6 protein-coding genes are annotated in these 6123 nt (G+C 39.9%); 3 read left to right on the top strand and 3 right to left on the bottom strand.

Annotated features, from left to right (window positions below):
- The coding region (locus ACZBKJ_RS06500) for an ESPR-type extended signal peptide-containing protein (RefSeq protein ID WP_463200149.1) at positions 1–1902 on the bottom strand (1902 nt) is incomplete at its 3' end.
- A 467-nt stretch (positions 1903–2369) separates the two neighbouring features.
- On the opposite strand from ACZBKJ_RS06500, the gene ACZBKJ_RS06495 reads away from it, so the two are divergent.
- Positions 2370–2822: a MarR family transcriptional regulator gene (locus tag ACZBKJ_RS06495; RefSeq protein ID WP_463200148.1), complete on the top strand. Its 453-nt coding sequence runs from the start codon at positions 2370–2372 to the stop codon at positions 2820–2822.
- Positions 2823–2996: 174 nt separating this feature from the next.
- Here ACZBKJ_RS06495 and folE read toward each other — a convergent pair whose 3' ends face one another.
- Positions 2997–3593: a GTP cyclohydrolase I FolE gene (folE, locus tag ACZBKJ_RS06490; RefSeq protein WP_463200147.1), complete on the bottom strand. Its 597-nt coding sequence runs from the start codon at positions 3591–3593 to the stop codon at positions 2997–2999.
- A gap of 176 nt (positions 3594–3769) precedes the next feature.
- Between folE and ACZBKJ_RS06485 the strand changes: the two genes are divergently transcribed.
- The gene (locus tag ACZBKJ_RS06485) at positions 3770–4591 is read left to right on the top strand and encodes an enoyl-ACP reductase FabI (RefSeq protein WP_463200146.1); all 822 of its coding nucleotides are present in this window, start codon (positions 3770–3772) and stop codon (positions 4589–4591) included.
- A gap of 215 nt (positions 4592–4806) precedes the next feature.
- A complete protein-coding gene (locus ACZBKJ_RS06480; RefSeq protein WP_463200145.1) occupies positions 4807–5541 on the top strand; it encodes a YoaK family protein in 735 nt (244 codons plus the stop codon).
- Positions 5542–5585: 44 nt separating this feature from the next.
- On the opposite strand, the gene ACZBKJ_RS06475 is transcribed toward ACZBKJ_RS06480, so the two are convergent.
- The gene (locus ACZBKJ_RS06475) at positions 5586–6113 is read right to left on the bottom strand and encodes an inorganic diphosphatase (RefSeq protein ID WP_463200144.1); all 528 of its coding nucleotides are present in this window, start codon (positions 6111–6113) and stop codon (positions 5586–5588) included.
- Positions 6114–6123: the final 10 nt, after the last annotated feature.

The raw sequence follows: 6123 nt of genomic DNA, 5'->3' as shown, positions 1-6123 counted from the left end.
GGCGGCGGCAGCGGCTTTTTTAACGTCGCCGATATTAGCGGCGTTGCTGTCGGTGGTGCCACCGCTTGCGACGTTGGTGATTGGTTTATTGCCTGCGCTGATGCCAGCTTTGGTGATGCTTGGACCGCCGGTGATGGCAACACCATTGTCATTTATAGTTGTGCTGCCGGTTTGCAGACTACCTGTAGCACCCAAATTAACGTTTTGTGCAAGCTTCAAACCCAAAGTATTGTTGGCGTTGTCAGCTACCACACCAATATTATTATCAGTAAGCGTACCAATTGCACCGCCTTTAACGTTGAGCGTGTTACCAAGTTTACGTTCAACCGTTGTGCCTCTATCACCGTCAAATTTGAGCGGATTAGCTGCTTGAGAAGCCACGTGATAAAGCTGGCTACCATTAATAGCATCGGTGGAAGTAGCAGAAATTTCACCCGGTGCGACGTGTTTGATTTGGCGCTCATAACCTACTCTACCCACAGAAACCTGTGAACCTTCAGTAATATGTGCCGTTCCCGCAAAACTGCTGTAAGTAACATCATTAACTGTTGCGATTGTTACAGCTGTCGCATTTGTACTTGTATTAGACCCTGCACCAATGGCAACTGATTTATCCTTGCTGGCTTCTGCACCCACACCAAACGCTGACGCACCCAGACCGGTCGCGGAAGTACCTGAACCAAAGGCGGTAGACAACACACCTTTAGCATAGGCTTTGACACCTACTGCAACAGCGGCATCGGCGGAAGTTGTACCTTTAAATGTTGAGCCACTATCTGCCCGCATTTTCATGCCTGTTAGTTCTTGAAAGACCTCATGAACCTGTTTATTTCCTGCTGCCTCAACTTGTTTGGTTCGTACGATATTCCAATCGTCGCCACCGATAGCAATGGATGAATCCCCTGTTGCACGGGTATTGTTACCAATAGAAGTTGATTGCGTGCCTGAGGCAATAGCATCTGGACCGATGGCAACTGCTTGGGTTGCACCTGTTGCTTTTGCTCCTGTACCGATGGCGATACCTTGTCTAGAGCTTGCTTTAATCTCGCCATAAATATGATCATCGCTACCAATAACAATGGAAGCCTCTCCCGTTGCCTGTGTATTTTTACCAATAGCAATTGATTTAAGAATTGATGCATTCGCGTTCGTCCCAAAAGCAACTGCATCTACTCCGGTTGCTTCTGCGTTTGTACCAAAAGCAAGCGTATCATTGCCGGAAGCTTTCGCGCGCCGACCAATGGCGGTACTGCGATCCCCAGAAGCCAAAGTTGCACCACTACCATCATTCAACTCTGTGTTATTATCTCGCCCAAAGCGATCACTACCGCCAATCGCAACCGCAAACTGGCCTGTAGCCTGTGTCCAGCCGCCAATGGCTGTCGCACCCCGCGCCTTCGCCTCGGCGCGACCACCCAAAGCGGTCGCAAATTGATCCGAGGCAATCGCATCCGAACCGATAGACGTCGCCTTAGCCCCATTTGAATTCGCACTCGTACCGATAGCAATCGCATTATTGCCATCAGCATACGTAGCCGTACCTGAATCGCTACCACCGATTGCAATAGTACCCGTGTTTATACCATGAGGAGGTGCGGTCTTTGTTCCTGCACGTGCAAAAGTACCAATTGCAACAGCGCCTGTACCTCTAGCGTCAGCGCCATTCACCGCCGTTTCACTACCGGAACCAGTGGCAACTTGACCAGTAGGCGCAACCACCGCCCAAGCCGTTCCTACCGAACCCCAAACCGCAACCGCCAACGCTGTTAAACGAAATAAAATTTTTAAACCAGTTGCTGTTTTTTTCACTGTTGTTGATTTTGTATGTCCTTTTGCCAATTCTGATGCCACCACAAAAGCACCAACCGCCTCACTCCAAACAATTTTAAAAATCTTATTCATTAATATTCCACCTAACATTGGTTAACAATCTGGTTATGATTCATAAGCTCAATATAAAGAATGATATTCGACCAAAAATGCGTATTTTTGTAACACAATCGCAATCAAACTGCAGTCTGGACATTGAAACTAACCTTTCATTTTTGAAATGCAATTTATGTGCCATTTATTATTTTTATTACCAAATATCTAAGATTTAATACCCTTTATCGACAATTTTTAAATAATTTTTTTATAATATTATTTTATTAAAATTTAACCTATTGAATTTTAAGTTATTTTTTATATAAAGATGCAATCCAAATTTTTAATGGATAAATAATAGAAAACATTTGTACTAATAAATGTAAATAAATATTTCAGATTGATAAGAATCACCTATTATTTAAACCACCAATTTTAAATTTGTCTTGAAATTAGTCCGAAAATTTATTATTATAGAAACGTCAATTAAATTTAGGAAATCTATGACAAATCAGTATCTTACATCAGGCTATCTTGACCAATTAGATGCCAGTATTAGCCGTATTGAAAGTTTTATTGAAACTTGGATAAAACAGCAAGGGCTGAATTACAACACGTTTGCCATTCTCTATACATTAGCAACCAAAGGCAGTTGCACCCAAAAACAAATTGCCATTGAATGGTATTTACCCAAACAAACTGTATTTAGTATTTGTAAGACATTGATAAATAATGGTTTTTTGGTTATAAAGGAAAATCCAGACGATAAGCGTGAAAAGTTTATTAGTCTTACCCAAAAAGGTAAGGAGTATGCGTTACCTCTTGCCCAAAAAGCCAATGAATTCAGTCATCAGGTTTTTTGTGCTTATGGTGAAAAACGTATGCAGTTTTTACTTTCTGAAATGAATGCGTTAAGTGATGTGGCTGAACGAATGTTTTTAAAAAAACACAAATAAAGAATAGCCATTATCAGGCTTGATTTGATTTTAATCTTTAGACTGTAAAATTATGGTGGTGCTGAACATGTTTATGCAATCAGCACGTATCTTTGAATGTTTGTAATCAGTTTAGGTAACCATGTTAATATTTTAAAATAAAATCCCAATCCAAAACTTGACAATAACCATACATTAAAAAGCTGGCTGCCGCTTTGGAATAGCCGCTAAAAATTCAGTTTTGGCTTGTTTATCTGTTGTCATATCCCCAAGTGTACTTAGTGTTCTGGTTGTGGATTGCTGTTTACCAACTCCTCGCATCATCATACACATATGACTAGCATCCATCACAACCGCCACCCCACGACAATTAGTCAGCTCCTGAATCGCCTCGGCAATTTGTTTGGTCAGATTTTCTTGGATTTGCAAGCGTCTTGCATACATATCCACAATGCGAGCAACTTTTGATAATCCCAAAACCTTACCATCGGGCAAGTAGCCTACATGTGCCACACCATAAAACGGCAGTAAATGGTGTTCACACAATGAATAAAATTCAATGTTTTGTATCAAAACCATTTCTGGATTGTCTGATGGAAAAATAGCATTATTTGCCACCACGTCCAAAGATTGGTGATAACCGCGAGTCAGATAATAAAAGGCTTTTGAGGCACGCATTGGCGTATCTACCAACCCTTCTCTGGTCAAATCTTCACCACAATCTTGGATAATTTGGGTGTATTGTTGGGCAGTTTTATCATAATTTGGCGTAAATACAGGGGAATTTGACATAAATTTGCACTATTAACGGTTAATTTTTAAATGCTATAGGATAACGTAATTTGCAATTTTATCAAGGTAAAATTAATAAGTTTTTAAATAGTTTACATATGTTCAATTTTTTTCATTAACCATGAGTTAAATCATGTTATAATTGGTAGGCTTTTTTATAAAATTGGAATCTTATTATGCTATTAAAAAATCAGCGTTTTGTTGTTACAGGCATCGCTAGTAAATTATCCATCGCTTGGGCAATCGCCGAAAGTTTGCACCGAGAAGGGGCAGAACTGATTTTGACTTACCCCAATGATAAAATCAAAAAACGTGTGGAAATGGCAGCTGAAACCTTTGGAGCGGTTGCTGTTCTTGAATGTGACGTTGCATCAGATGACTCTATTAACGCGTGCTTTAACCAAATTAATCAGCTTTGGGGGCAAGGTGAGGATAAAGGCATTAACGGTATTGTTCATGCCATTGGTTTTGCTCCTGCCGACCAATTAGATGGCGACTTTACAACTGCAACTACCCGTGAAGGTTCAAGCATCGCTCACGATATCAGTGCTTACAGCTTTGTAGCCCTTGCCAAGGCAGGTAGAGAACTGCTGGCAGCTCGACAAGGCTCATTACTCACCCTTACATATGAAGGCAGCATCTCAGTACTTCCAAACTACAATGTTATGGGTATGGCAAAAGCAAGTCTTGAAGCGTCTGTGCGTTATTTGGCAAGTTCTTTAGGTGGGCAAGGCATTCGCGTCAATGCCATCAGCGCAGGACCCATTCGTACATTGGCAGCAAGTGGCATTAAGTCTTTTCGTAAAATGCTTGATGTCAGCGAAAAAATTGCTCCACTACAACGCAATGTTAATCAAGAAGAAGTTGGTAATGCAGCACTGTTTTTACTTTCACCTTGGGCAAGCGGCATCACAGGCGAAATTTTATTTGTGGATGCAGGCTTTAACATCGTTGCCATCAGCGAACAAATCATGGCAATGACAGATGGTGATGAATAAACCTGCCACTAAAAATGTATTTTATTTTAACAGTTATTGTTAAAAATTGTTGCAATTAAAAGCATAAACCTAATTGGCTTATGCTTTTATTTTGTGGCTAAAAACACTAAAATTACTTGATTCAAACAAAATGGTTTTTACATACAAATTTACACTTACCTATGATGTATGGATATAAATGCAAATGACTTGTAAAATTAACCTTGGTATCATCAATGCAGGATAAAATTCCAACTTGGGTGTTAATTGGGGCGGTTGTTTTGGCATTTTGTGCAGGGATTTTAAACACTACCGCTTTAATGGGTTTTACCCACGTTTCAGCTTCACACGTGACAGGTAATGTCAGTCAAGTAGCCGTATCTTTTTTTCATGGCGATATTCAAAATCTACAGCTGTTTCTTTTGTCTATTTTTTCTTTTTGGGTAGGCTCTGTATTAAGTGGCATGATTATTGGAGGGAGCGAACTTAATATTCGCCGCCACTATGGTTATGCAATGGCTTTGGAATTGATTTTGTTGTGTCTTAGTTTATTTTTGTATTTACAAAAAAATGATTTTGGGCAAATGATGATTGCTATGGCGTGTGGACTACAAAATTCTATGGTTGCCACTTATAACGGCACCGTTATTCGCACCACACATCTAACAGGAGTGACATCGGATTTGGGAGCAAGCGTTGGTAGATGGATTGTTGGACGAAAAATAGATAAAAACAAAATCATTCTACACAGCGCTTTATGGTGGGGATTTTTTGGTGGAGGATTTGTTGCGGTATGGCTGTATGCCAAAATTGGCTACTTATCAATGTTATTGCCAATTGTTATCTTATTAATTTCAGTATTAAGTTATCAGCGTCTGGGGTTTTGGTACGATAAATCAGAGCGTTTATTGCGTTTAAAAATGATTAAACAAAAACGTAAAACCTTAAACACAAAAACCTTAGCTAAATAAAAACTTAACTAAGGTTTGATTTGTCAAACTAAGCTTAACAAAAATTATTCTGACCAACGTTTTTGACTGTCTTTGATGACTTTTTTAGCTTCATCGATTCCAAAAAACCCTTGCACAACGGTTGTGCCTGCTTTTTTCAAATCTTTATAGTGATTAAAATGAAATTCTAGCTGTTTAATCAGCTGGGCAGGCAAATCTTCTAAAGTTTGATAGGCGTTGCCATTATTGCGGTCGTCTGCAGGCACAACAATAATCTTATCATCTACTTCACCATCATCGACAAACTTCATCACGCCAATCACTTTGGCTTTTAAAAAAATGCCTGTGGTCAAAGGTTGTTCAGTAATAATGAGTGCATCAAGCTCATCGCCATCTTCATCTAGGGTTTGAGGAATAAAGCCGTAATTACAGGGCTTGGCAAAAATTGCTGGTTCAACGCGGTCGAGCTCAAAACACGCCAGTTTACGATTCCACTCAATTTTATGATTTGAACCTGTTGGAATCTCAACCACCACGTTAATCTCGCCTGCATCGACGTCGCCTGCGTCTAAAATTTTATTAAAATCAACCATATTAGCTCCA

Source organism: Moraxella sp. I5G (genome assembly GCF_055193055.1).
Note: the sequence above shows the minus strand (reverse complement) of the source record. Positions and strands in the feature narration are given on the sequence as shown.

Coding starts and splice junctions, on each gene's coding strand:
- folE (WP_463200147.1), bottom strand. CDS start 3,593: ATGTCAAATTCCCCTGTATTTACGCCAAATTATGATAAAACTGCCCAA.
- ACZBKJ_RS06480 (WP_463200145.1), top strand. CDS start 4,807: ATGCAGGATAAAATTCCAACTTGGGTGTTAATTGGGGCGGTTGTTTTG.
- ACZBKJ_RS06475 (WP_463200144.1), bottom strand. CDS start 6,113: ATGGTTGATTTTAATAAAATTTTAGACGCAGGCGACGTCGATGCAGGC.
- ACZBKJ_RS06485 (WP_463200146.1), top strand. CDS start 3,770: ATGCTATTAAAAAATCAGCGTTTTGTTGTTACAGGCATCGCTAGTAAA.
- ACZBKJ_RS06495 (WP_463200148.1), top strand. CDS start 2,370: ATGACAAATCAGTATCTTACATCAGGCTATCTTGACCAATTAGATGCC.